The sequence below is a fragment of the Phyllobacterium sp. GQ127 genome (assembly GCF_059758635.1).
This window is the reverse complement of record NZ_JCAXDZ010000005.1, coordinates 304062-327001: the sequence shown is the minus strand read 5'-3', so window position 1 is coordinate 327001 and position 22940 is coordinate 304062. Positions and strand designations below refer to the sequence as shown.

The 22940-nt window shown below is 55.4% G+C and carries 22 protein-coding genes; 9 read left to right on the top strand and 13 right to left on the bottom strand.

Translation table 11 applies throughout. The annotated features are described in order from the left end of the window. Window positions 1–277: 277 nt before the first annotated feature. The 3 genes from AC6CHM_RS19215 to AC6CHM_RS19205 form a co-directional block, all read right to left on the bottom strand. Window positions 278–1534 carry a CmpA/NrtA family ABC transporter substrate-binding protein gene (locus tag AC6CHM_RS19215; RefSeq protein WP_307275757.1) on the bottom strand — a complete coding sequence of 419 codons (1257 nt, stop codon included), beginning with the start codon at window positions 1532–1534 and terminating at the stop codon, window positions 278–280. An 11-nt stretch (window positions 1535–1545) separates the two neighbouring features. Further along, on the bottom strand, window positions 1546–2112 hold the full coding sequence (locus tag AC6CHM_RS19210; RefSeq protein ID WP_498174196.1) for an ANTAR domain-containing response regulator: 567 nt from the start codon (window positions 2110–2112) through the stop codon (window positions 1546–1548). Between the two features lie 146 nt (window positions 2113–2258). Beyond that, a complete protein-coding gene (locus AC6CHM_RS19205; protein ID WP_498174131.1) occupies window positions 2259–3467 on the bottom strand; it encodes an MFS transporter in 1209 nt (402 codons plus the stop codon). Window positions 3468–3538: 71 nt separating this feature from the next. On the opposite strand from AC6CHM_RS19205, the gene AC6CHM_RS19200 reads away from it, so the two are divergent. After that, a complete protein-coding gene (locus tag AC6CHM_RS19200; RefSeq protein WP_115053780.1) occupies window positions 3539–3976 on the top strand; it encodes a helix-turn-helix domain-containing protein in 438 nt (145 codons plus the stop codon). 34 nt (window positions 3977–4010) lie between these two features. Here AC6CHM_RS19200 and AC6CHM_RS19195 read toward each other — a convergent pair whose 3' ends face one another. Next, a complete protein-coding gene (locus tag AC6CHM_RS19195) occupies window positions 4011–5042 on the bottom strand; it encodes a LacI family DNA-binding transcriptional regulator (protein ID WP_498174129.1) in 1032 nt (343 codons plus the stop codon). A gap of 280 nt (window positions 5043–5322) precedes the next feature. On the opposite strand from AC6CHM_RS19195, the gene AC6CHM_RS19190 reads away from it, so the two are divergent. From AC6CHM_RS19190 to AC6CHM_RS19165, 6 genes are all read left to right on the top strand, one after another. Next, on the top strand, window positions 5323–6345 hold the full coding sequence (locus AC6CHM_RS19190; protein WP_498174127.1) for a Gfo/Idh/MocA family protein: 1023 nt from the start codon (window positions 5323–5325) through the stop codon (window positions 6343–6345). 13 nt (window positions 6346–6358) lie between these two features. Then, window positions 6359–7255 (top strand): sugar phosphate isomerase/epimerase family protein, encoded by an 897-nt coding sequence (locus AC6CHM_RS19185; RefSeq protein ID WP_307275771.1) that lies wholly within the window; start codon window positions 6359–6361, stop codon window positions 7253–7255. Between the two features lie 65 nt (window positions 7256–7320). Next, window positions 7321–8526 carry an ABC transporter substrate-binding protein gene (locus AC6CHM_RS19180; RefSeq protein WP_115053777.1) on the top strand — a complete coding sequence of 402 codons (1206 nt, stop codon included), beginning with the start codon at window positions 7321–7323 and terminating at the stop codon, window positions 8524–8526. Window positions 8527–8598: 72 nt separating this feature from the next. Further along, window positions 8599–9501, top strand: coding sequence for an ABC transporter permease subunit (locus AC6CHM_RS19175; protein ID WP_115053776.1), 903 nt, complete (start codon window positions 8599–8601; stop codon window positions 9499–9501). Between the two features lie 9 nt (window positions 9502–9510). Continuing rightward, complete coding sequence (locus AC6CHM_RS19170; RefSeq protein ID WP_115053775.1) at window positions 9511–10323, top strand: carbohydrate ABC transporter permease; 813 nt, start codon at window positions 9511–9513, stop codon at window positions 10321–10323. A gap of 11 nt (window positions 10324–10334) precedes the next feature. Next, window positions 10335–11420 (top strand): ABC transporter ATP-binding protein, encoded by a 1086-nt coding sequence (locus AC6CHM_RS19165; protein WP_498174123.1) that lies wholly within the window; start codon window positions 10335–10337, stop codon window positions 11418–11420. Here AC6CHM_RS19165 and AC6CHM_RS19160 read toward each other — a convergent pair. Together AC6CHM_RS19160 and AC6CHM_RS19155 are read right to left on the bottom strand one after the other, a co-directional pair. Then, window positions 11398–12648, bottom strand: a complete 1251-nt coding sequence (locus AC6CHM_RS19160; protein WP_498174121.1) for an MFS transporter — start codon at window positions 12646–12648, stop codon at window positions 11398–11400. The genes AC6CHM_RS19165 and AC6CHM_RS19160 overlap by 23 nt on opposite strands. Then, window positions 12648–14795 carry a TonB-dependent siderophore receptor gene (locus tag AC6CHM_RS19155; RefSeq protein WP_498174119.1) on the bottom strand — a complete coding sequence of 716 codons (2148 nt, stop codon included), beginning with the start codon at window positions 14793–14795 and terminating at the stop codon, window positions 12648–12650. Before AC6CHM_RS19155 ends, AC6CHM_RS19160 begins: the two co-directional genes overlap by 1 nt. Before the next feature lie 366 nt (window positions 14796–15161). Here AC6CHM_RS19155 and AC6CHM_RS19150 point away from each other — a divergent pair, with 366 nt between their 5' ends. Next, window positions 15162–15470, top strand: a complete 309-nt coding sequence (locus tag AC6CHM_RS19150; protein WP_336441996.1) for a helix-turn-helix domain-containing protein — start codon at window positions 15162–15164, stop codon at window positions 15468–15470. Here the strand turns inward: AC6CHM_RS19150 and AC6CHM_RS19145 are convergent. The 3 genes from AC6CHM_RS19145 to AC6CHM_RS19135 all read right to left on the bottom strand — a co-directional run bounded on the left by AC6CHM_RS19145 (window position 15426) and on the right by AC6CHM_RS19135 (window position 17470). Continuing rightward, on the bottom strand, window positions 15426–16013 hold the full coding sequence (locus tag AC6CHM_RS19145; protein WP_336441995.1) for a winged helix DNA-binding protein: 588 nt from the start codon (window positions 16011–16013) through the stop codon (window positions 15426–15428). The two genes, AC6CHM_RS19150 and AC6CHM_RS19145, sit on opposite strands and share 45 nt — an antisense overlap. Before the next feature lie 66 nt (window positions 16014–16079). Beyond that, complete coding sequence (locus AC6CHM_RS19140) at window positions 16080–16820, bottom strand: aspartate/glutamate racemase family protein (protein WP_498174116.1); 741 nt, start codon at window positions 16818–16820, stop codon at window positions 16080–16082. A gap of 20 nt (window positions 16821–16840) precedes the next feature. Further along, on the bottom strand, window positions 16841–17470 hold the full coding sequence (locus tag AC6CHM_RS19135; RefSeq protein ID WP_498174114.1) for a flavin reductase family protein: 630 nt from the start codon (window positions 17468–17470) through the stop codon (window positions 16841–16843). Between the two features lie 127 nt (window positions 17471–17597). On the opposite strand from AC6CHM_RS19135, the gene AC6CHM_RS19130 reads away from it, so the two are divergent. Continuing rightward, window positions 17598–18275: a GntR family transcriptional regulator gene (locus AC6CHM_RS19130; protein WP_115053769.1), complete on the top strand. Its 678-nt coding sequence runs from the start codon at window positions 17598–17600 to the stop codon at window positions 18273–18275. A gap of 10 nt (window positions 18276–18285) precedes the next feature. On the opposite strand, the gene AC6CHM_RS19125 is transcribed toward AC6CHM_RS19130, so the two are convergent. From AC6CHM_RS19125 to AC6CHM_RS19110, 4 genes are read right to left on the bottom strand one after another with little or no spacing between them, the layout of a single operon-like run. Further along, window positions 18286–19278, bottom strand: a complete 993-nt coding sequence (locus tag AC6CHM_RS19125) for an ABC transporter ATP-binding protein (protein ID WP_115053768.1) — start codon at window positions 19276–19278, stop codon at window positions 18286–18288. Then, window positions 19278–20264 carry an ABC transporter ATP-binding protein gene (locus AC6CHM_RS19120; protein ID WP_498174110.1) on the bottom strand — a complete coding sequence of 329 codons (987 nt, stop codon included), beginning with the start codon at window positions 20262–20264 and terminating at the stop codon, window positions 19278–19280. The genes AC6CHM_RS19125 and AC6CHM_RS19120 overlap by 1 nt, the downstream gene beginning before the upstream one ends. Continuing rightward, window positions 20257–21750 (bottom strand): amidohydrolase family protein, encoded by a 1494-nt coding sequence (locus AC6CHM_RS19115; protein ID WP_498174108.1) that lies wholly within the window; start codon window positions 21748–21750, stop codon window positions 20257–20259. The genes AC6CHM_RS19120 and AC6CHM_RS19115 overlap by 8 nt, the downstream gene beginning before the upstream one ends. Further along, window positions 21747–22940 carry an amidohydrolase family protein gene (locus AC6CHM_RS19110; protein WP_498174106.1) on the bottom strand — a complete coding sequence of 398 codons (1194 nt, stop codon included), beginning with the start codon at window positions 22938–22940 and terminating at the stop codon, window positions 21747–21749. Before AC6CHM_RS19110 ends, AC6CHM_RS19115 begins: the two co-directional genes overlap by 4 nt.

Here is a 22940-nt window from a genome sequence, read left to right as displayed (position 1 = left end):
CGGTAGAACCGTTGGAATGAATTGAGCCAAGCGACGTCTGTGTCTTTTGAAAGCACCCGATGCGGTGCTCGCGGTTCCTGTCTTCATTGACGGAACATATTTATCAAAGCAATAAGCGTGCCAATTAGAGAGTTATTTTATTATCTTATTGAATTTAAATGTATTTTTTAATTTCTGTTATTCTTCTGAATGCATGCACATACAAGAACATTGTCGTTGTCAGTGCAGTTTCTGCGGATATTTTGTGCGATGCACAAGAAATAAGCAGCTACCCGATCTATTCATCTCCCTTGGTTGAGCCTAAACTTTGCAGATAGCGCGTGATATTTGCAGGGTCGAAAACTGCTCCGTCAAGGAATGCATCCGCAGTGCCCGCTCCTTCCACGCGCGTATCATTAACGGGCGTATCAGGGCGGACCCCAATGGCATTGCGATAAAGGTCGGGGCGAAAGGCTGCGCCCGCCAGACCGGCAAGCGATGGGCTATAGTCCACCTGGGACCAACGAACCATTTGACTGTAAATCCATTGCGCTTGGCTAACCCATGGGAAGTTCGCCGCATCCCGATGGAAATTGAAATAGTCAGGAACCGTACGTTCGGCGCCATCCGGATCAATTGTGAATTGCCCAAGCAGCACGCGATGCAAAAGATCAAACGGCACATCAAGATAATTGGGGCCCGACAAGAGTTGCGCCAGTTCCCGCCGGTTTTCCCCGTCATCGCACCAGCGGGCGGCACGGTCCAGCGCAACGATCAGGCGCGAACCCGTCTCAGAATTTTGTTCAAACCAGTCCGGGCGCATGCCGATGACTTTTTCCGGGCTGGGTGCCCAAATGTCTTCTTTGACTGCAACAATACACCCAACGCCGCGCGAGACCGCCACCATGTTCCAGGGCGCACCGACACAGAACCCGTCAATAACGCCCGCCGACAATGCGTCCGAAGTCATGGGCGGCGGCACCACAACAAGCTTCACGTCAAGGTCAGGATCAATGCCACCGGCCGCCAGCCAATATCGCAGTTCGTAATTATGCGATGAGAAGGGATATGTTATGCCCAGCGTAATCGGGTCGAGCCCTTCATTCCTGCGAACCTCGATCACGCGCTTTAACGCCCTTGCATTGACCAGAGCGTCCTGCTTGCCGGACAGGTCCGCCATAGTCTGCATGCGCCTGTACAAGCCAAGCGAAAGCGTGATGGCGTTTCCTCCGCGACCAAGAATAAAGGGCGCTATGACAGGAGATGGATTGGAACCCAGGCCCAGACTGGCCGCCACCGGCATCGGTGCCAGCATATGGGCAACATCGAACTGCCGGAAGGCCAGACGGTCCCGGATGTTGGCCCATGACACATCCTTGATCAGGCTGAGTTGAATGCCTTCGCGCGCAGCAAAACCAAATTCGGCTGCCGCGATCAGGATCGCAGCGTCAACCAATGGGATGAACCCCGCGCGAACCAGCCTCGAACCCGGACTGGCGATAGCAGCCGGCGCTGCCAGGCCGCCATTATCAATACCGGTGCGGATGAAACTCATTGTAACCCTTCCTAAGATCCTAACAGCGCGGCCGCTGTGACAACGCTCTGCGCGATATCAGCAATCTTCCGCTTTTCGTTCATCGCGGTTTGCCGCAACAATGAATAGGCTTCATCCTCCGACATTGAGCGGGATTTCATCAAAATGCCCTTGGCGCGATCAATGATCTTTCGCTCCTCAAGGGCGCTCCTGGCCTCAGCCAATTCCTGCTGCAATCGACTGAATGCCTTGAACCTGCTGACCGCCATATCAAGAATGGGCTTTACCCGCTCTTTCTTCAGCCCATCGACAATATAGGCGGAAACACCCGCCTCTACCGCTGCTTCAATGGAGGAGCTATCGGACCGGTCCACAAACATGGCAATAGGCTTGCGAACGGATCGGGTCAGCTGGAAAAGATGCTCCAGCATGTCACGGTTCGGCGTCTCGATATCGATAACAATAACATCGGGCCCGATAATCTCGATCTGCCGGGCAAGACCGACAATATCATGCAAAACAACAACCTTATCATGCCCGGCTTCGCGCAATCCTTCCTCAATAATTGAGGCGCGGATGCGATTCTCGTCGAAGATCATTATGGACAAAGCGGCAATCATGCCTGAATTTTGCGCATGCTTGAAAATTGTGCAAGTCTGACATTAGGACGCAGCACTAAAGTTTAAGGGCAGTCGCGCTCGAAGGTGCGTGATGCCATTAGGTTGCGAAATCCCAGGCGGTTTCCTCAATTCTTCCTTAGCGCAACGAGCCGCGACCGCTGGAATGCCAGCCCTGAAATCAGCGCCAGGGCACCCAATATTACGGCAAGTCCGATGCCACTGGCGCGCCAGCCCCATGCCGATATTGCCGGGGTGCTGATCAGTGGCGACAGGAATTGGCCAAGGAAGACCGATCCCGTCAGCAGCGCACCGGTTTTTCCCCGTTTATTGGAAGAGGTTGCGCTTAAGGAAATCGCCACGAATCCTGGAATGGCCAGGGCGTAGCCCGCGCCAATGGCTGCACAGCCGAAAAAGACTGCCACTCCGGCTTTAACTGTCACAAGGGCGGCAAAACCCATAGTCATCAAACCAAAGCCGCAGGCCCAATTGCCAGCATAACCAATCGCCTCACGAAGACGCGGATAATAGAGAGCCGCCGCCCCGCCCGCCAACATGAGCGTCCCCAGCGCAGCCCCGGTCATGGCGGGCGATGAATAACCTTGCCCTGATAAAAAGAAGGGCAATTGCGTGGGCATGACGAAGAACAGCATGGTCACGACCATTTGACCAAGAGCAAGCAGATATATAAGCGGCTGGGTCTTGCCTGCGTTGATCGAAGAAAGGTTTTGTTCAGCCGGCATGCTGGACGGTGGATCGACAATGACCCGCCAGAAGAATGGCATGACCAGTACGGGCAGCGCATAGACCGCAAAGGGAAACCTTGGTCCCATTGTGGCAAGCAGGCCAGCGATCATGATGAAGACAAAACCACCAAGATTGCGGGCAGAAACCTGGGCGCTCGTAACAATATGCAACGTTTTGCCGGAGAAATAATCGCCCAGCAATGCCGATTGCGCGGTCATGATCATGGCAAGTGCAATACCAAGGCACAATCTGCTGGCCATGATCAATGGCAGTGTCGGAAGAAACAGTCCGGCGCTTCCCGAAATGATAAACAGGATCAACCCCGCCAGAAGCATTGATCGCCGGCTCGCTCTATCGGCAATTACACCGCACCACGGCGCGAAGAGCACGACCGCCAGGGATGGGGCGGGAACCAGCAGGCGGATCAAAAAGCTGTAAGTTTCATCCCCCGCAAACTGCGTTTCAAGACCGGGCAAGGCGGGGCTGATCGTGGCGGCGGTCATCACTGTAAGCGATGCAACCAACATCAAGGCCACAGCGCGCGGATCGCGGCGGATCGGCCGTTCTTCAAGTTCATTTGTCAGCTGCATTTTTATCGTCTCCATTGTCTTTTTAATCAGGAACGCGCATCATACGAATTCAAGTCAACTTGAGGTCAAGCATGAAATTTCTCGACATTGGCGAGGTTGCCAGCGCAAGCGGATTGCCCGCCTCGACGCTACGATATTATGAGGAACAGGGCCTTATCGCTTCCGTAGCCAGACACGGATTGCGACGCCAATATGAGCCGGACGTGCTCAAGCGGCTTGCTCTGATCAATATGGCCCGCACAGCGGGATTTCTGCTTAGTGATGTGGCAGATATTCTGGGCCGCAACAGCGAACTTGCGATCCCGCGTGACGAATTGCGAACGCGCGCCGATGCTCTGGATAAAAAGGCGCAGGAGATAAAGGCTTTGGCGGGGATCATGCGCCACGTGGCAGAATGCTCCGCCCCGTCACATTTGCAATGCCCCACATTTCAAAAGCTGCTGCGCGTGGGAACCAAATATCAGTCCCGCATACGCAAGCAGAAGCGCAAGGAACCTAGAGCTGCCTGACAAAATGGTTGGCTCTCAGATCGCGTGACGAACCTTACGGCGCTGGGCGGTCACTTTCTCCAACCACCAGTTCCATTGGCCATATGATGCCAGATTTGACCGCGGGATAATTGTCTTCAAAAGCAGGCATTGTCGAAAGCAATGTTTCGGCCAGCTTGATGCCAAGATCGCGAAGCGACAGGCGGAAACAGGTCAGCGTTGGCGATAGAAAGCGGCTTTGCGTACTTTCGCGAAATCCTATGACAGCAATATCCCGCCCCGGATGAATACCCATCTCGTAAAAGCGCCGGTAGAGCCCTATCGCCATGTTTTCATTGACCAGAACGACGGCTGTCGGCATGGGTTTTTGCTCAAGCATAGCGCAGGCGACCTGATAGCCGCCTTCCTCATTGCTGGGCGCGGCCAGAACCAGATCCGGATTGAACTCGATGCCGCCCTTTGCCAGCCCTTGCCTGTAGCCGCTCAGAAATACATGGCCAAGATTGACATCGCTATTGGGAACGCCAACGGCGATGCGCTTGTGTCCAAAGCCCACCAAACGCGTAACTGCGGTGATGGCCGTGCCCTCAAAATCAAGATCGATCCACGGAAATGAGCCGTCGGCAGCGCTGCGCCCCAGCGCCACAAATGGAATCTTCCGCTCCAGCAGAAATGGGATGCGCGGGTCCTCCCGCATCGTTGCCGATATGATCAAGCCATCGACGAAGCGCCGTCCGACCACCCGGTTGAGATAAACGCCCGGATCTTCATCTGTCCCGCATAACAGCGCGACAAGATCGAGCTGATGCCGCCGGAACACCGATTGCACGCCTCCAAATACCGGCATGAAAAAGAAGCTATCGCCGATTTCCACTGTTTCAACCGTCGATTCGATCATGAATCCGATTGTGTTCGTCGTGCCCTGCCGCAGGCTGCGTCCGGATTGGTTCGGCACATAGCCAAGCGTCTTGGCAGCTTGAAGCACGCGCTGACGGGTTTCCGGATTGACATCGCTCTTGCCGTTCAGCGCGCGCGAGACCGTCCCGATGGAAATATTCAGATGGCGGGCAAGGTCCCGAATGCTCACGCTTTTCTCCCGGCTAAAGAAATTAACAAGACCCCTGGCAGGCATATATTTTTCGGTGAAGTTTGCGAGCCTGACATTGGCGCAAGTGCCTGCAGACGCACCGGATGCAAATGTCAAATTTACTCCACCAACGATTCGATGTGAGGTTCCTTCCCACATAAAACACCGAAATAAGGGATTGACAAAAATAATTCGTCATTCTTAGATCGTAAACGTTTACGGAAGCGTTTTACAACCGATTTTCTCGGTTTATGGCGAGTTTCTGTAGGGAGGAGCAGGAATGCAAAGTGCCGTTTTAGTCGGTTGCGGAGCCATGAGCAAAGCGTGGTTCGAGGCGGTTCGCACCATCGGCGACATTGAGATCGTCGGCGTGGTGGATCTTGCTGCAGAGCGTGCGCAAGCACGTATCGCAGAATTTGGCCTGACCTCGGCAAATGCATCCAGCGATCTGGCAGCCACGCTTGCGCGCACCAAACCCGATTTGCTTTTCGACATTGTTGTTCCGGCCGCCCGTCATGCCACCGTAGCAGCGGGACTTGCAGCCGGTTGCCACGTGCTTTCCGAAAAACCCATGGCGGAAACCATGGACGAGGCACGCGATCTCGTTCATCGCGCCGAGGCCGCCGGGCGCATCCATGCCATCGTGCAGAACAGGCGATATCTCGCGCAAATTCGCCGCATCCGCCGGTTGATCCAATCCGGCGCTATTGGCGAAGTGACAAGCCTTCATTGCGACTTCTTTCTTGCTCCCCATTTTGGCGGCTTCCGCGAGGAAATGCGCCATGTCCTGTTTCTTGACATGGCAATCCATACTTTCGACGCAGCACGCTTTCTTGCCGATGACGCCGCCGATGCGGTCTATGCGCGCGAATGGGAGCCCAGCAATTCCTGGTACGCTCAGGGATCGTCCGCTGCCGCAATCTTTGAATTCTCCAATGGAGCCGTTTTCACCTATCGCGGCAGTTGGTGCGCCGATGGCATGCGCACAAGCTGGGAAAGTGCCTGGCGCATCATTGGCAGCAAAGGATCAATTGTCTGGGATGGACATGATGACATACGGGCCGAAGCCGTCACCTCCGGCAAAGACGGCCTGTTTTCCGGGGTGACCGCAGTCGAGATACCTCCCCTCGATACGTCTGATCGCGTCGGCGGTCACCTCGGAGTGATGCAGGATTTCATCGCGGCGACCCGCGGTGGCCCGCGACCGGAAACCGCCGGAAAAGAGAATATCAAAAGCCTTGCCATGGTCTTCGGCGCTATCGATAGCGCCGAGTCCGGGCGGCGCGTCGAAATTACGTTCTGAAGGAATATGAGAATTGAGTAATCCAGCAACAGCCATTCGCATCGGTACAATGATCAAGGGCAATGCGCCCGACCCTGCGGCCTATGTGAAAAATATCTTGCCGCATGGTTTTGAGAGTATCGAACCGTTTTTCTGGCAAGTCATGAACAAGGACCTGCCAACGCTGGCGGCGCAATTGAAAGACGCCATCGGTGATGCCGATGTTACCATTTCAACGCTGGGCATGTTTGGCAATCCGCTGGAAGATACGGAAATAGACCGGGAAACGCTCAAGGGCTGGGAGGCATTGATCGATAATGCCCATCATTTCGGCGCAACGACCATTGCCGGATTTACGGGTCGTATTCGTGGAAAGCCGATTGAGGAAAGCCTGCCGCAATATAAGCGGGTCTGGTCTGAGCTTGCCAGGCGAGCAGCCGATAAAGGCGTTAGGATCGCCTTTGAAAACTGCGCCATGGATGGCAATTGGGCAAGTGGTGACTGGAATATCGCCCATAATCCTGATGCGTGGGAAATGATTTTCAACGAAGTGCCCGCGGAAAATATCGGACTTGAATGGGAGCCCTGCCACCAGATGGTCTATCTGATCGACCCATTGCCGCAAATCCGCAAATGGGCATCGAAGATATTTCATGTGCACGGCAAGGATGCGACGATCCGCTGGGAAGTCATTCGTGAGCACGGCATTTTCGGCAAGGAAAAATTCGTCTTCATGCGCTCGCCGGGTTTCGGCGACACAAATTGGGTGGACGTCATTTCCGAATTGCGCCTGGCCGGCTGGTCGGGTTCCATCGACATCGAAGGCTGGCATGATCCCGTATATCGCGATGCGCTGGAAATGACCGGCCAGGTCCATTCGCTCAATTATCTGAAACAGAGCCGTGGCGGTTCATATATCGCCAATCCCTGAATTCGACTGGCCAACCCTGCCATTGAGAAGCAGGGAAGCCGGACCAACCCCAAGAGGAGGAAGCAATGAAGCCTATTCTAAAATGGATAACAGCTGCATCCCTGCTTATGACCGGCGCAGCCGGGGCCGAGCCGGTAACGCTGGATGTATGGACCATCGACCGTCCGGACCAGTATATGTATCTGGTGAAGGATGAGTTTGAAAAATCCCATCCCGATATCAAGCTGAACGTCAAGACAGTCCAGTTCCGCGACATGGTCAATGATCTGGCGCGGGCAACGGCAACGGGCGAGTCTCCGGACGTGACCTATATCGACAATCCCGAGGTTGCTCTCTTTGCCTCCCGCGGTCTGCTGCTGGATCTCACGCCGATGCTTGATGAATCGAAAGTCATCAAGAAGGAGGATATTTTCCCCGGGCCGCTTTCCTCGGTCAGCTGGGACGGGAAAATCTATGGTGTGCCGCGCGGCGCAAATACAATCGCGCTCTATTACAATGCCGACATGTTCAAGGCCAAGGGGCTTGATCCCGATAATCCGCCGAAAACGTGGGATGAGCTTTACGATGCAGCCAAGAAGCTGAGCGACCCGGCCAAGAACGTCTACGGTCTGGCATTTTCGGCCGTGGCCACCGAGGAAGGCACGTTCCAGTTTCTGCCTTGGTTGCAAATGGCGGGCGGCGACTACAACAAGGTGAATACTGAAGGCGGCGTCAAGGTTCTCGACTTTTGGGGCAAGCTGCTTGATGAAAAACTTGCCTCGCCGGATACGCTGATCCGCAGCCAATATGACTCGACCGGCACATTCAATTCCGGCAACGCGGCCATGGCGATCTCTGGCCCATGGGAATTGCCGCGCATGAGCCGCGACGCCAAGTTTGACTATCGGGCGGCATTGCTCCCGGTCCCGCAGGAAGGCGCCACACGCGCATCTGCATTGGGTGAAGGCGACAATGTCATCCTTGCCAATAGCGATCATCCGAAAGAAGCATTCATTCTCCTCGAATTCCTCTATGGCAAAATGCCCGATGTCTGGAACCGTTTCGGCTTTCTGCCGGCAGCAAATATCAAGTCCAACAATCCCAATACGCCTGCGATTTACGGGGTCTTCGAAGAGAGCATGAAATATGCTCGCAATCGCGGACCGCACCCTGAATGGCCAAAGATTTCCAAGGCCATCTACACTGCAATCCAGTCATCGCTGACCAAGAAAAGCGATGCAAAGACGGCGCTCGATACTGCGCAAACCCAGATCGACAGTATTTTGAACTGATAAATTGCGCTTCGCTTTTTCCTTCATGCGAAAGAGCGAAGCCTATTTGTTCGGCGGCGAGCGGAGGACGCTATGCAAGGCATTATGAGAACCATCCGGGACGGCAGCGGTTTTGATATCCTGCTGCTCGGGCTAGCCCTCATTTATCTGATCACCTTCTCGGCTTTTCCGATCATCTACAATATTATCATGTCGCTGCAGACCGTGGACATGTTCACGATCACGTCCTTCAATCGGCCTTTTGTCGGCCTGCAAAATTATTACGATATTTTCTCGCAGCCCATCGCCGGTTCTGTCTTCTGGAACACTCTGAAATTTGTGGTGCTGTCGATTGTTTTCCAATTATCCATCGGGTTCGGCCTCGCCCTCTTCTTCCAGCAGGATTTTCCCGGTGCTACCTATCTGCGCGGCTTGTTTCTTGCCGGATGGATCATGCCGGCGCTCGTCGTCGGTGCCATCTGGAAATGGCTTTTCGCTGGTGACTTCGGCGTCATCAACTATGCGCTAACCGCGCTGGGGCTTGCGGATGAGCGCATCTTCTGGCTTTCCGACCCGGATGTCACTCTCTATGCCGTTATTATTGCCAATGTCTGGCTCGGTATCCCATTCAACATGCTGCTGCTTTCGGTGGGGCTTGCAAGCATACCGCGTGATGTCTACGAGGCCGCCGAACTTGATGGCGCGGGACCTTTCGAGCGGTTCCGATCCATCACATTGCCGCTGATGCGTGCCCAGCTCGGCGCAGTCATTTCTCTCGGTGTCATTTTCACATTGCAACAATTCGACCTGATCGCGGCACTAACGCAGGGCGGCCCCGCAGACAGTTCCAATGTCGCGCAATATTGGTCCTGGCAGCTTTCCTTCCAGACCTATGAAATCTCGCTCGGCAGCGCCGTCTCCGTCCTCATGATCATTTTCGTCATCATCGTAGCGGCAGTCTATGTCCGCTCCACCCGTCACGAACACAGCTATTAGGACGGAAAGATGAAACGCACGATCCTCCTCCTCATTGGCCTGTTTATAACGGCGATCTATCTCTTCCCGCTCTACTGGATGTATCTGACAGCGCTGAAAGGCGGTACGGAAATCTTCCGCTATCCGCCAACCTTCTGGCCGAGCGATCCGCAATGGAACTTCCTGAATGTCTGGAAGAGCCGTGATATGGGCCGCTATATCTGGAATTCCCTTTTGATCGCCATGGGCGTGACGTTTCTCGTTACAATGCTTGGAACGGGCTGCGCCTATGTGCTGTCCCGGGTACGCAATATCTGGATGGATCTGGCTCTGTTTGCGATCCTGATGATGCAGGTCCTGCCCTCATCCTTGATGGTGACGCCCATATTCGTGATGTTCAACCAGATCGGGCTTCTCGCCAGTCCAAGATTTGCAGTCATTCTTGCGCAGACCGCCAAGATGCTACCTCTTTATATCGTGCTGTGCCGCGCAACCTTCGTGCAGGTACCACGAGAACTGGAAGAAGCCGCGCTCGTCGACGGGTCATCGCGCATCGGTGCCTTCTTCCGCATCATGCTGCCATTGGCCCGCAACGGTATCCTGATCACCTCCGTGCTGATCTTCCTGCAATCCTTTGGTGAATATGTCTATGCGCGCTCGCTGATCGCCAAGAATGAGCTACAGACTGCGACCGTGGGTTTGCAGACCTTCATGGGTCCGGAGGCCAATGACTGGAACGGCATCATGACATATGCGGCCATCTATGTGACGCCGATCCTTATCGCATTCATGCTGTTGCAACGACGTATCGTCAGCGGTCTCACCGCCGGCGCGCTCAAGTGAGGTCAACCACCATGCTCCAGATCGAGATCGACCACCTGAACAAGCATTATGTCGGGTTTCATGCACTCAAGGACATCAATATTGCCATAAAGCAAGGTTCGTTCGTCGCCTTGGTCGGGCCATCCGGCTGCGGCAAGTCGACATTGCTGCGCACCCTGGCGGGGCTTGAAAAGATCAGCTCCGGCGATGTGCGCATTGCTGGAACCAGCGTTGTCGGCAAACCGCCGCGCGAACGCGATGTCGCCATGGTGTTCCAGTCATACGCGCTCTATCCGCATATGGATGTCGAGCGCAACATGAACTATTCGATGCGCCTGAAACGCCGCCCGAAGGATGAAATTTCGGAGCGGACACGCGCTGCCGCCGATACTTTGGGGCTTGGCGGTCTTCTGGATCGTTTGCCCAAGGCGCTGTCGGGAGGACAACGGCAACGCGTAGCCATGGGCCGGGCCATCGTTCGCAATCCGAAGGTCTTTCTGTTCGACGAACCGCTTTCCAATCTTGATGCCGCATTGCGGGTCCATATGCGCGGGGAAATCCGCAAGCTCCATGAGCGGCTGCAGGCGACATCTGTCTACGTCACCCACGATCAGGTCGAGGCAATGACAATGGCCGATCATGTTGTGGTGATGCGCTCCGGCGTGGTCGAACAGCAAGGCAGCCCTCTGGATCTTTACGATCACCCTGGCAATAAATTTGTTGCCGGGTTCATCGGTTCGCCCGCCATGAATTTCCTGCCGGCGACGGCAGAGGCTGATGGCAAGATCGTCTTCAACAAGGATAGCAAGCAGTCTATCCAGTCAAACTTCCATATCGAGGCGGGCCGGAAGTTATGGGTCGGTATGCGACCCGAACATCTCTCGCTTCAGGCCGGTTCTAACGATGTGGAAATTGATGCCGTTGTAACCGGTATCGAATCCACCGGCAGCATGACTTTCGTCGTCCTCGATGTTGCTGACCAGCCGGTAATCATGGCCCATAGCGGCAGACCCGGAAACGGCAAAGGTGAGAAAGTCCGCCTGCATATTTCTGCGGACAATCTCCACCTCTTTGACTACGAGACAGAATTGGCCATCACGTCGACCCGGACGACTTGAAGGCGAGCCTTGGAATAGCCACGTCGCTTTTGCTCATCAGCCAGAATATGGCCGGAGCAGAAGCGACGGCAATCCCCGCTGCGATCGAAAAGAAGACCGTATAGCCCAGATGCTCGGCGATCCAACCGGCACCGAGGCCTCCTACCATACTGACCATCCCGTCCATGCACTGGAAAAGCGTAAAGTCGACGCCGGCCTGTTTCGGATCAGACCAGCCCATGAACTGCGAATAGAGGGCAACGAAACCGACCGACATCACGCCGGAGGAACTGGCAATGGCAACCGCGATGATAACGGGCTTTGATGCGGTGCCATCGAAATTGAAGAAAGCGAAGGCGAAAAGCAGAGCGGCCTGCACGAGGATCGTCAGGATCAGCACAAAGCTTGCTCCCCATAGTCGGACGAGCGCGCCGCCAAGAAGAGCCCCGCCGAAACCAACCAGCATGCTCCCAAGGCCATTCAAAACTCCTATCGTCGCAAGATCGAAACCATAATCGATGAGGAAGGGACCAAGCATGGATAGTCCCCATTTCTGTGCGGCAACGTAAATCGCCGCGATCAGAAGGCCCTTTCTAATCTGCGGGCGTCGCAGCGCCACCATCAATGACGGAGCATGATCGCGAATCTCGACGACCGAACGCGCGGGTGGCCCGAAAATGAAAGGCAGGCCGAGAACAAGCACCCCAAGCGCCATAAGATATACCGCTGGGCTCCAGCCCATCCTGTCAACGAGAACGAGAAACAGCCCTGCTCCGATTGCGGAACCGAGATAGGCGCCGCCAACCTGGGCGGCGTTTCCCCAGCCATGATGTTCCTTTGCCAGCGATTCCACCGCATAGCCATCGCAGGCTATGTCCACGGTTGAGGTTATGAAGGCAATGAATGTCAGGCAGAACAATACCGGCATCAACGGTGAAGGTCCGATCAACCCCATGGCGGCAAGACCGGCCGCACAGAGGAGTCCTCCGACGAGCACGATCAATTGCGATCGATTGCGCCCGACCGGCGGCAGTCTGTATCGCTCTACATAGTGTGACCAGAGGAATTTTAACGCCCATGGCAGGACCGTCAGATATAAAAGTCCGATCTGGTCAAGCGGCAGACCCTGGTCCCGCAACACCGCCGGGAGTCCCAGCATCGTCAACCCGCCAATAACGCTCTGCGCCACATAAAGGCCGCCAACTGCAACAAAGACCAGTACCGGAGAAGGATTGGATAATTTCGCCATCAGAAACGATACCGCATGCTGGCAACAACCTTCCTGCCTTCATCGAAATAGCAGAAACCGGTGGTGCAGATTTGCTTGACCTCATTGAGGAGATTGGTCGCATTGACCTGCAGGCGAACATTTTCGAGGGCTGAATCCAGCTTGCCGAAATCATAACGGATGGAGGCATCGACAAAGGTTCGGTCCTTGTTGTCGAGCACCGGCGTATGGACATTATCGCCGAAACTCGAACCGACATAGCGCACGCCTGCCCCCACTCCGAGCCCGTCCAGCGGCCCATCCTGGAAGTCGTAATTCACCCAAAGCGAGGCTGTGTGATAGGGGGAGGAATTAAGAGTCTTGCCCTCCGTCTCCGGCGTCAGCCGGGTTATCTCGACATCATTATAGGAATAGGCGGCGATGAAGCTCAGCCCATTATCCATCGACGCTGTCGCCTCAAGCTCGAAGCCGCGGGACTTGAGATCAAGCTGCCTGAGGAGATTGGTGCCCGACGAAGTTTCGTAAACCGTGGCATTCTTCTGGTCGATGTTGAACACCGCAGCGGTCAGCAGGATATTGGTGTCGGGCACGGCATATTTTACGCCGACTTCCACCTGCTCGCCCAATGTCGGGCGCGCCTGCTGTGCAACGCTTCCGACGGTTTGGATCACGCCGGGATTGGCCACGAATGATGTGCCATAGCTGACATAGGGCGTCAGCCCGAATGGTGTGACATAGGCAAGCGCGACACGTGCGGTTGTTTCACTGTCGTCGCGTGCATAGCTGTCGCCGCCGGGTGTATATTCGCTGTCCACCCAGTCATGGCGCACTCCGGCTGTCAGCCGCCAGGCATCATAAGCGATCTGGTCCTGGGCATAAATGCCGACGGACCGCTGCCGCTGCATCTCCTCATAGGTGATTTCCGGAACATAGGTATGATCGTCGGTGAAGTTATCCGGCCCGCTGCCCTGCCGGGCGGTATATTTCATATAGCTGTAGTCAATACCGGTAACCAGTTGATGCTCGAGCGCTCCGGTGTCGAAATCGCTCTTCAGATAAGTGTCGGTCGCGAGGCCACTATTGTTCTCATAGCCAAGACCGGGAAAATTCTCGAAGACCCATTCCTGACGCATGGAAAGGTCCGAGTAGCGCAGCTTATGGTGAAGTGTCACCGAATCGCTGAGTGCCTGTTCCAGCTCATAGCCTATGCGCCATTGCTTCTGGCTGAAATCATTGAACCGGGCATCGCCGCCATATTCAGGCGTCGCGCCTATGGAAGTGCCGCCCGGACCATATTTATTGATGTAGCCCCACGTTCCACCGGTCGTGCTATCCATATATTCGCCCAGAACGGTCAGTTTCGTGCCGTCATCCGGTTGCCATGTCAAAGCAGGCGCTATGAACAGCCGGTCGTCCTTGACCGCATCGATCTCATTTCGCGCGTCACGGGCAACGCCAGTCAGGCGGTAGAGAAGCGTATTGTCCGCATTGACCGGCCCTGAAAAATCAAAGGCACCCTGCACCCGGCCATAGGAACCATATTGGATCTCGACCTCGCGCAGTCTTTCTTCTGTCGGTCGTTTCGAAACAACATCCACGATCCCGCCCGAACTGCTCGCTCCATAGATTGAAGCTGCCGGCCCCTTCAAGGTCGTGATCGCCTCCAAACCATAGGGTTCGAGCCGGAACAGCCCATTGGGACTGCTGATCTGGCGCAAACCATCGCGAAATACACCCGTATAGGTCAGATCCATGCCGCGAATCTTGAAAGCATCGAATCTCGGTTCAGCGCCGAAAAGGCCGCCGCGTACACCGGGCGTATAATTCAGCGCTTCGACGAGATTTTGCGGCTTGATGTCCTGCAACTGCTTCTGGGTGACTGTGGAAAGTGAAACCGGTGCCTGCGCCACGGGCGTATCGGTTTTTGTCGCGGTTCGGCCAGACTTAGCCACATAACCATCGGATTCGATAATGCCGTTGACGCCTTCGGCGCTGCCATCAATGACGATCGTATCCAGCGTGATGGAGCCATTGGCCGTCGGTTGCGTTCCGGGTGCCGCATTCGTCGTTTGTGCCTGCACCATACCACCGGATGCCAGCAGCAGCACGCTGCCAAGGGCGGTTGATGCGAGCCAGCCGCATCCCGTCTTATCGTTCATATCAGTCATCTAGGACCCTTTATCATTCACGTCTTGCGGGCACTGCCCGCCTTTTCCACGTCCACTGGAAGCGCAATGTAATCTTGACTCTTCCACTCATCTTTTCGTTAAGACAAGCCGGTTGAGTTTGCAACTATAAGTGGACAGTAGTGGTATACTTTTTGGGGATTGGCACAGGTTCCGCTTTTTTAAAGGTCCGGCAGGGTGTTTTGCGCGTCTGAAGCGCCGCGAATTTGGCGGCCTGTCACATGGACTTCACAGACAAGCGTTTAACTTGTCCGAACGATGCCTGACCCGAAAGCGGGAACGCGTTGTAAGGCACTGATGCCTCCTTTCCGCCCTTCCCTGTGATTCATCAATGTAACGAGAAGACTATTGAGAGTAGCAAATACCCTGCATCATGGCCGGTTTCTGGAATGCTTGAAGGCTCTGGAAAGCAGCGATGGCCTTACCCGCCAACAACTGGCCGACCGATTGTCATTGCATCCCGTATCGATTGGGTTGCTTCTTCGCAGATTGATCGATGAGGAGTTGGTCGTGGGCCGGGTCATCCATTCGGGCAAAACACGCGGGCGACCGGTTACGACCTTTTTCATCAACCCGGCCGGATCAGATTCGTCCGCCGCAAAACAGGAAGCATTACAGCGTGGTGGCAGCGCGCGATGCCTGATCATAGGCGCCTGAAAGGAAACGCAGAACTGCGGCTATCTCCGAAAGGGTTTCTTCTGCAGGGCGCGCATTGATCGTTGACGCTACAAATAAGCGTTCCCGTATCTGGGCATAACGCGCGCAGGCGTCGGAGCCTTTTTCCGTAATCCTGATAGTTTTTTCTTTGGCAATTTTACCGGTGCTGACCAAGCCGGCCGCTTCCAGTTTGCGAATGGCGTATGTGGCGACATGGGTGTCTTCAATATCGAGCACCAGGCAAATGTCCGCCAACTTCTTTTCCCGGTCTCGATGGCGTACCGAATGGAGTATGAGAATCTCTGTTGCTGAAAGCCCCGGCAGTCCGGCAGCGGCCATGCATCGAACCATCCAGCGCGAAAAGGCATGGGAAGCGAGGATCAAACCATATTCTACTTCGGAAAGACCAGGGGAACCGCCATCGGCAAGATGTGCCGAAGACACGATGGGGCCGATTGACGTTACAGGCTTGAGATGCTTTGGCAGTGCTGTCGCAAATTGCTCTTTCTCTGCGTCATCATTATCCTGCGGCCCGGCCATCATATCTGCCCTCTTTTAATGACTTTATATCATCATTTTATCGATATATTGTCAACAATGAGCAATTCATCACCTGGTCAAGGCTTGCTCGACAATCTTGGCTGGAGATGGTGTTTTGATCCGGGGAAAGTCATAGGCGTTTACTTTCGAGGTCGCATATCCCGCCCCCACCAATGCTTCGGCGAGCTTGACCGCAGCGGTCACGCCATCAATGACGGTAAGACCGGTCGCAGTGCTTAGCCGCTCGCACAAGGCTGACATTCCGGCACAGCCAAGCACAATCGCTTCGGCGCGATCTTCCAGCTTCGCCTTATGAATCTGGATGGTCAAAAGCCGCTCTGCCTCGGCAGGATCACTGTCCACCCCAAGCACCGGCAGGTCGATTGCACGAACATTGCGGCAATGGCGATCAGCGCCATAGGCTGAAACGAGATCTTCAATGATGGGGATGGAGCGGGGCAAGGTGGTAATGACTGTAAATCGGCGGCTGATCGTCATTGCCACCTGCACCGCAGCCTGACAAATGCCAACAACAGGACCACGCGCAATTTCCCGTGCCGCATGCAGCCCCGGATCATCAAAACACGCGATGACATAGGCGTCGACACCCTGCGCTTCGCCTTTGACAATTTCCGACAACATGCTCGGAACCGCCATTGCCTCGTCTGTGCCGCCCTCGATGCTGACGGGTGTATCCAGCGGATTGACGGCAGTCACGCGTGTTGTCGGGTTGGCAACCCGCATTGCGCTCTCAAGCACCTGGGCAGTCATGGAGGCCGTTGAATTTGGATTAATCAGATGAATATGCATGGTTCAGTTCCTTCACCGCGTCAGCCGCGCCGGGATTTAATGAAATCAGAGATTGACGGGGGTTCGAGAACGAACTGTCGGTCAGATGTGATGTAATTATCAGCGTGAAGGCGGGCGATGGGCTGATAGACTTCAGGATTGACATAACGCCCTTCGGCGTCGAGACAATCGCGGCGGACATGCATGTGAACCACCTCGCCCAGAATGAGCACGCGGCGCGGATATTCGATCAGGCGTTCCACACGGCATTCTAGTGAGCATGGGGCGGTGGCCACATAATTGGCATCGAGCTTGGCGCATTTTTCTGCCTGAAGGCCCGCCATTTCCAATTCATCGATCTCGCTGTCAAAGCCCAAGCCGCAAACAAGCATTTGCTGGGCAATGGTCATATCAACCATATTGACGACGAACTCGCCGGTGCGGCGAATATTGATCATGGTGTCTTTTTCTTCACCCGATTGGCGCGGTTGCACACCAAGAACCACGATAGCCGGATCATGGGAGAAAACATTGAAGAAGCTCATCGGAGCCGCATTGCTGTGCCCCGCTTGCGAGCGGGTGGTGACCAATGCAATTGGCCGTGGACCGATAAAGTTGGTCAACAGACGATACCGGCTGTCCGGTTCCAATGTTGTAAAGTCAAACTGCATTGCAACCTCCCCTCTCTATAATTATCGTGTACAATTTCTAGTAGTAATTGTCTACAATTATGCAGACAAAATAAGTTGACATTTTTCGTTTGATCGCGAATGTCTGTGTTCAAGAGGAGGCGCGCAAATGACTGAACAAACAGGGGTTTCTGCACAGGATATTGTTGAACGTGTCTGGCTTTCCATCGCCGAGCGGCGGCTTCGTCCAGGCGTCCAGCTTAAAGAAGGCCAGCTCGCAGCGATTTTTGATGTCAGTCGCGCACGCGTCCGCCAGGCTCTTGCCGCGCTGGAGCGTGATGGCCTTGTGACAATCATCCCCAATCGCGGTGCCTTCGTTTGCCAGCCATCCGTCGAGGAAGCACGCGACGTATTCTTCGTACGAAGAGCGGTCGAAAGGTGCATCGTAGACCGGCTTTGCAAATCCATCTCCAAGGCCAATGTCACAAGACTGCGAACCCACGTTGCCAAGGAAAGAACCGCCAACGCCCAGAACATCACGACCGATATTATCAAATTGTCCGGCGGCTTTCACTTGCTGCTTGCCGAAGTTGCCAGTTCCGACTTCCTCTTTGCTACGATGCGCGATCTGATTTCCAGAAGCTCGCTGATTACGGCGGTCTACCGCAATACCAATCGCTTCAATTGCGGCCCGGACGAGCACGCGGATATTGTCGAAGCGATTGCCCGTGGCGATCCAGAGACTGCGACAAAGCTTATGGAGCATCATCTGGAACATGTCGAAACCGAGCTTGACCTGAGCGAGATTCGCGACCAGCCTCATGATCTGAAGTCCGCCCTGGCATAAATACCCTGTCTCATAGCGCCACGGCGGCTTCGCGTTCATCGACCAGATGACAGGCAATGCGGGTACCATTGCTCAACATGCGCACTTCGGGAATTTCCACTGAGCATCGCTTTGTTGCAATCGGACAGCGCGGATGAAATGTGCAGCCTGAAGGCGGCTTGAGCGGGCTTGGCACTTCACCGCTGGCGGGTGCGCGGTTTCTGTTCGGGTTCTGCACATTCGGGATCGTTTGCAGCAGAAGCTGCGTATAGGGATGGCGGGGGTCGGCGAAAAGCTTTTCCGTATCACCCTCTTCCACGATCCGGCCGAGATACATAACGGCAATGCGATCCGACATGTGCCGGACGACACTCATATCGTGGCTGATGAAAAGATAAGTCAGGCCAAGTTCGTCCTGCAATTTGCGCATGAGGTTGAGAACTTGGGCCTGAACAGACACATCGAGTGCAGAAGTCGGTTCATCGCATACGAGAAATTCCGGTTCGCTGGCGAGCGCGCGCGCAATCGATATGCGTTGTCGCTGTCCGCCCGAAAACTCATGTGGAAACTTTTCGCCATCGGAGATCGACAGGCCGACAATCTGAAGCAATTCCTCAACGCGATCCGCAATCTCTGCCCGTGTCTTCAGCAGTTTCAATTCACGCAGGGGCTCGGCGACAATGTTCTTGACGCGCCAACGCGGATTGAGCGATGCAAACGGGTCTTGGAAAATCATCTGCACGGAAAGAGGCGCGCCCTGCGCTCCGGGTGCAAAGCGAAGCGCGCCGCTGGTTGGCCGGTGCAGTCCCGTAACAAGGCGCGCAACGGTGGATTTGCCGCAACCGCTTTCGCCGACAATGCTCAGGCATCCGCCGGCAGGCACGGTAAAGCTGATATCATTGACGGCATGAAGATATTGACGCGGTTTCCTCTCCAGAACCCGGCTGAGCCATGGCGCGGAAACATCGAATGTTTTGACAAGGCGCTCTGCGGTAAAGGCCGGCATTTTTTGTTGAATATCCATTATGCAACTCCTCCCGCATTCAGCCAACAGGCGCTCGCACCAGCACCGGCCGGAATCAGAACCGGCTGCTCGCGGGTACAGCGCGGACCAGCCGATTTGCAGCGTGTGTTAAAGGCGCAGCCATCAGGAATGGCATCAAGCCGTGGCATGGAGCCATCGATCTGGTTGAGCCGTTCGACCCGGGCAGCAAGCGCCGGAATGGAGGCCATAAGGCCGCGCGTATAGGGATGTTTGGACGCGTGCAGCACCTGTTCCACCGGACCGACCTCGATCAGCCGCCCCGCATACATGACCGCTACCCGGTCCGCGGCTTCAGCAATGACGCCCATATCGTGGGTGACAAGCATGATCGCGGTTTGCTTTTCCTTGCACAGTCGGCGCAACAGGGAAATGATCTGCGCCTGAATGGAAACATCAAGCGCCGTTGTCGGTTCGTCGGCAATGATCAGCCGGGGCGATGCGGCAAGCGCCAAGGCAATAACCACTCTTTGCCGCATGCCGCCGGAAAACTGATGCGGATAATGATCGACACGCTCGGAAGGTGAAGGAATGCCCACCTCGCCCAGCAGTTCAATCGCCCGTGCTTTCGCCTGTGCCTTGTACATATCCAGATGTTGACGGATTGTTTCGGTCAACTGCGCGCCGACCGTGAACAGAGGATTGAGCGAGGTCAGCGGGTCCTGAAAGATCGCGCCAATCTTGCGCCCCCGAATCTTCTCCATCTCATAATCGTCGAGCGTGTCGATCCGCCGTTGTTCGAGCCAGATTTCGCCGCCGCTAATATGGCCGGGCCGTTCCAGCAGTCCCAATATGGACAGACCGGCCATCGACTTCCCTGCGCCGGACTCGCCTACCACACCAAGGATTTCGCCAGCCCTTATGTCGAGGCTGACATCCGAAAGCGCGGTGACCGTGCCATGGCGGCCGGGAAATTCCACCCTGAGGTTACGAACGTCAAGAATGAGTTGACCGGCTGCTTCACCCATTTGCGTTGCTCTCCACTGGATAGCTGGAAGGAAATATCTCGGATAGCGGCGGATGCGCCCAGCTTCGTTCCGGATATTTTGCGACAAGGCGGTCAAACTGTTCCTGCGCCTGTATCTGCGCGGATTCCATGTCGATACCGGCAACCTTGCCGCCAAGCATTGAAAGTCGTCCGTCGACAAACGTCGCGCGTGTCACCTTGCCTGATCCGCCTGTGACAAGCGTTGTGATCGGATCAATTGCCGGTGTCATGATCACATCATCAAGGCCAAACACCGCAATATCCGCCCGCGACCCCGGCGATAGCTGGCCAAGATCCGTTCTGCCCAATGCCTTTGCCCCGCCAAGGGTCGCCGCATCAAAAAGATCAGCAGAACGCACGCGGTCCGGCACGCCATCATTGATGCGGGAGGTTATCAAACCGACCAGCAGATTCATCAACATATCCGCCGGGGCCGTATCGGTACCCATTGCGATATTGATGCCTCGGCTGCGGCAGGCAGAGAAGGAATTGAGCGTGTTTCCGCCACGCGCTGAAACCAGCGGGCAATGAACGATGGAAACATTGTTTTCCGCATAGAGGCGCAAGTCTTCTTCAGTTGCGTTGGTCGCATGCGGCGCAATCAGCCGCTCACTCAGCAATCCATGCTTGGCAAGCCAAATGGGTGCCGTCGTGCCATGCAGCGCCCGCACTGTTTCAACTTCCATTATGCCCTGCGCCATATGCAGGCGTATCTTGCAGCCAAGTTCCTGCGCAGCAGCGTCCGTGCGCTTGAGCAATTCTATTGTACAGGTTTCCACCCGATCCGGCGCAAGCATGCCGCGCACAAGATCGCCGCCCCGCCCCGAATGCTCTGCGATAAATCGCACTGCATCGTCCAAACCGCGTAGCCCGCGTTCTTCATCAAAGACGGGAATGATCTGGCCCGGACTTTCCAGCACCATGCCGCCAGCACGATAGGCAGGGCTGAGATAGACCCGCAGACCCATTTCCTCCGCTGCATCCGCTGCCGCTTCAAATTCGGCAACTGTCTCGCCCCATTCACGATAAAAAAGCGAAGCGATGGGAGCCGCCGTCGTTATGCCGTTCAAAAGCAATTGTCCAAAGGCAAACCGCTTTTGAAAAGCCAGTTCCTCCGGGGTGTACATTTCATAGGGGCCGGCTTCAACATAGGATCGCGGCCAGACACGGCCCTTCGCCCAACCGGGATGGTTGTCGATACCCAGAATAGTCGTATCCAAATCGGACAAGGCGTCGAGATCGATAAGACCGGGGCTAATCAAAGCCTTTCCAAAATCAGCGCGGCGAGCCACCTCGCCCGCAAAATTATGGCCGACGAAAAGCACCTTGCCATCTTCGAACACAACCTCTCCCTTGCGGAACAGGCGATGAGTGCCATCGCTGTGACCAAGCACCCAATCGGCGGTCAGCAATGTCCTGCCTGCCGACCTGACGCCGAGTTGCAAACTATCCAGATTTCCTGTCATGGCATATCCACAATGGCTTGACCGGCGCGGGCTGTCACGCGCCCGCGCTTGATAACCAATGGACGCGGCGCCACGTCAACAACAGCATGGGCAAGCGTCTCGCCCGTAAGCAATGTCATGTCCGCATTGCATCCAATGTTCAGGCCATATCCTTCGATCCGCATGACATCAGCACCACCCTGCGAGACAATGTGCAGGACATGCTCCAACTCGTGATCTTTCCGCATTCCGTTTTTCATGCCGATGATCTTGGCACGGTCGAGCATATCAGGCTGACCCCAAGGCCCCCATGTATCACGAATGCCATCGCATCCGCCGCCAACCCGAACGCCTGCTTCCTTGAGCCTCATGACGGATGGCACTGCCGCCGATGGCGCGCCGGTTGTAAGGATTGCCACATCCAGCGCGGCTAGCTCATCAATCAGTTTGCTGACGCGCAGATAATCATTCATGCCGAGCGCGAAAGCATGACTTATGGCCACTTTTCCCTGCATGCCATTGGCACGGATACGCTCGAAAATCAGCTCCATCGTGAAGGCGCCAAGATCGCCTGTCTCATGGAGGTGGATATCGATTGGCCGCTGATGCTTGACGGCCAGAGCAAATATTGTGTCCAGCTGCCCCTTGGGATCGCGGTCAATGCCGCATGGGTCGATGCCGCCCAGAACTTCACAGCCCTGCGCAAGCGCTTCGTCAAGCAGTTCCTTCGTTCCGGGCATGACCATAAGGCCGGACTGCGGAAATGCGACAATCTCGATATCGATAATATCGCGCAGTTTTTCGCGGGTTTCCCAAACGCCTTCGACAATTGAAAGCCCATGAGTAAGGTCGATATCCACATGGCTGCGAATATGGGTGGCGCCATGGGCCGCCAGTCCGATCGCGTGGCGCATGGATTGGCGATGCGGGTCAATCCCGATATCGCTGCGGTTTTCCCGCTCAAAGTCGATACGCTCGCGCAGGATCGCCGCGCGATTGTTCACATGCCAGGGCATGCCCCATGTGGTCTTGTCGAGATGTGTATGCGCATCGATAAGTCCGGGGATAACGATAGAGTTGCCCCCATCTTCCACCGCCATGCCAGGCTTGGGCTCGAAACGACCGAAACCGGAAATTTCACCGTTCTCGATAAGGATATCGCAGGTCTCGCCAGCCATGGGTCGCACATTGCGCAGCAGCAAATCGGTCAT

What these genes read in the sequence shown, in the direction of transcription:
- AC6CHM_RS19215 (WP_307275757.1), bottom strand. Translation starts at nt 1,534, where the DNA reads ATGAGTTTCATCCGCACCGGTATTGATAATGGCGGCCTGGCAGCGCCG.
- AC6CHM_RS19210 (WP_498174196.1), bottom strand. Translation starts at nt 2,112, where the DNA reads ATGATCTTCGACGAGAATCGCATCCGCGCCTCAATTATTGAGGAAGGA.
- AC6CHM_RS19205 (WP_498174131.1), bottom strand. Translation starts at nt 3,467, where the DNA reads ATGCAGCTGACAAATGAACTTGAAGAACGGCCGATCCGCCGCGATCCG.
- AC6CHM_RS19200 (WP_115053780.1), top strand. Translation starts at nt 3,539, where the DNA reads ATGAAATTTCTCGACATTGGCGAGGTTGCCAGCGCAAGCGGATTGCCC.
- AC6CHM_RS19190 (WP_498174127.1), top strand. Translation starts at nt 5,323, where the DNA reads ATGCAAAGTGCCGTTTTAGTCGGTTGCGGAGCCATGAGCAAAGCGTGG.
- AC6CHM_RS19180 (WP_115053777.1), top strand. Translation starts at nt 7,321, where the DNA reads ATGAAGCCTATTCTAAAATGGATAACAGCTGCATCCCTGCTTATGACC.
- AC6CHM_RS19175 (WP_115053776.1), top strand. Translation starts at nt 8,599, where the DNA reads ATGCAAGGCATTATGAGAACCATCCGGGACGGCAGCGGTTTTGATATC.
- AC6CHM_RS19170 (WP_115053775.1), top strand. Translation starts at nt 9,511, where the DNA reads ATGAAACGCACGATCCTCCTCCTCATTGGCCTGTTTATAACGGCGATC.
- AC6CHM_RS19165 (WP_498174123.1), top strand. Translation starts at nt 10,335, where the DNA reads ATGCTCCAGATCGAGATCGACCACCTGAACAAGCATTATGTCGGGTTT.
- AC6CHM_RS19160 (WP_498174121.1), bottom strand. Translation starts at nt 12,648, where the DNA reads ATGGCGAAATTATCCAATCCTTCTCCGGTACTGGTCTTTGTTGCAGTT.
- AC6CHM_RS19155 (WP_498174119.1), bottom strand. Translation starts at nt 14,795, where the DNA reads ATGACTGATATGAACGATAAGACGGGATGCGGCTGGCTCGCATCAACC.
- AC6CHM_RS19145 (WP_336441995.1), bottom strand. Translation starts at nt 16,013, where the DNA reads ATGATGGCCGGGCCGCAGGATAATGATGACGCAGAGAAAGAGCAATTT.
- AC6CHM_RS19140 (WP_498174116.1), bottom strand. Translation starts at nt 16,820, where the DNA reads ATGCATATTCATCTGATTAATCCAAATTCAACGGCCTCCATGACTGCC.
- AC6CHM_RS19135 (WP_498174114.1), bottom strand. Translation starts at nt 17,470, where the DNA reads ATGCAGTTTGACTTTACAACATTGGAACCGGACAGCCGGTATCGTCTG.
- AC6CHM_RS19130 (WP_115053769.1), top strand. Translation starts at nt 17,598, where the DNA reads ATGACTGAACAAACAGGGGTTTCTGCACAGGATATTGTTGAACGTGTC.
- AC6CHM_RS19125 (WP_115053768.1), bottom strand. Translation starts at nt 19,278, where the DNA reads ATGGATATTCAACAAAAAATGCCGGCCTTTACCGCAGAGCGCCTTGTC.
- AC6CHM_RS19120 (WP_498174110.1), bottom strand. Translation starts at nt 20,264, where the DNA reads ATGGGTGAAGCAGCCGGTCAACTCATTCTTGACGTTCGTAACCTCAGG.
- AC6CHM_RS19115 (WP_498174108.1), bottom strand. Translation starts at nt 21,750, where the DNA reads ATGACAGGAAATCTGGATAGTTTGCAACTCGGCGTCAGGTCGGCAGGC.
- AC6CHM_RS19110 (WP_498174106.1), bottom strand. Translation starts at nt 22,940, where the DNA reads ATGACCGATTTGCTGCTGCGCAATGTGCGACCCATGGCTGGCGAGACC.